The 1,257-nt window shown below is 75.2% G+C and carries 2 protein-coding genes; one reads left to right on the forward strand and one right to left on the reverse strand.

The genetic code is table 11. The annotated features are described in order from the left end of the window. A partial coding sequence (locus AC2W7G_RS16610; RefSeq protein WP_485869411.1) for a methyltransferase occupies nucleotides 1–576 on the reverse strand: 576 nt, incomplete at its 3' end. Between the two features lie 239 nt (nucleotides 577–815). Here AC2W7G_RS16610 and AC2W7G_RS16615 point away from each other — a divergent pair. Next, nucleotides 816–1,157, forward strand: coding sequence for a helix-turn-helix domain-containing protein (locus tag AC2W7G_RS16615; protein WP_485869412.1), 342 nt, complete (start codon nucleotides 816–818; stop codon nucleotides 1,155–1,157). Nucleotides 1,158–1,257: the final 100 nt, after the last annotated feature.

A 1,257-nucleotide genomic window follows, 5' to 3' on the forward strand; every position in this document is an offset into this window, starting at 1 on the left:
GAAACCAGACCGGGCCACCGTCCGGACGCGAGCTCGGCGGCGACCGGCTCGTGCTGTCCGGGCCCGAGCTGCAGGACCGCGGCCCCACCGGGGAGCAAGGTGGGACCCCACGACGTCCAGGCACAGCCGGGCCAGGTCGAGGCCGTCGTCGCCGCCGTCGATGGCCAGCTGCGGGTCGGCCGGGAAGCGGCGCAGGTCCGACGAGCGCACCCACGGCGGGTCGGCGATGACCAGGGCGAACCGCTCGTCGGCGTCCAGCACCTCGCGCATGTCGCCCTCGCGCACCTCGACCCGGTCGGCCAGGTCGTTGGCCTCCGCGTTGGTGCGGGCGTACGCGACGGCGACCGGGTTGACGTCCACCATGACGAGCCTGCGCTCGGCCGCGGCGACGGCCAGCAGGCCGATGTGCCCGGCCCCGGCGCACAGCTCGAGCACCGGCCCCTCGGGCACCTCGGCGAGCAGGTCGGCGGCCCACTGCGACTGGGCCTGCGTCCACGCCCGCGGCTCGAGCACCCGGTCGTCGAAGTCGATGTCCAGGGGGCCGAAGGTCGTCGTGCGAGGCTCGGTCGTCTGCATGCCTGGACGCTAGCGCGCCCCGCTTCGCTCGGCCTTCCGAGAAGCTCCCCCGAGCCGTCCCTCCCGCCCTCGCTGGGCGTGACGTTCTGCACGCCTCGCGCGCGTCGCCGTGGGCTGGGAGGTCCCGGCCGAGGAGGTGCCGGACGCTGACGCTTCGCCGTCCGCGCCCTCGAGCTCGTCGACGCCGGCGTGCTCCCGGCCACCGACGTCGTCCGCTGCGCCGACCACGCCACCCAGCTGTGGCTGCACGCGCCGAGCCCCGCCTGCGCCAGCGGCTGAGCCTGTCGCTGCTGCGTCCGCTGCTGGCCGAGACGCCGAACTCGCGCGAGATCCTGTCCGAGACGCTGCTGGCCTGGCTGGAGTCGCGCGACAGCGCCCCGGCCATCGCCGCGCGGCTCGGCGTCCACCCGCAGACCGTCCGCTACCGCTGGAAGCGCATCAACGAGCTGTTCGGCGAGGACCTGCACGACCCGGAGTTCGTCGTGCAGGTGACGATGCTGCTCAAGGCGACCGTCCCGCTGTGGAAGGCCGGCGACCAGAGCGACGTCGACCGCTACCACGCCACCGAGGGGTCGCGGTGAGCGTTCCCGCGCTCGTCGCCACGCTCGTCGTGCTGGTCACGGCGTGGGCGCTGCTGCGGCTGGTGGCCGGGCCCGTGGCGCTGCGGCTGGCCCGGCGGCG

The organism is Aeromicrobium sp. PFPM2_SD2, assembly GCF_057364525.1.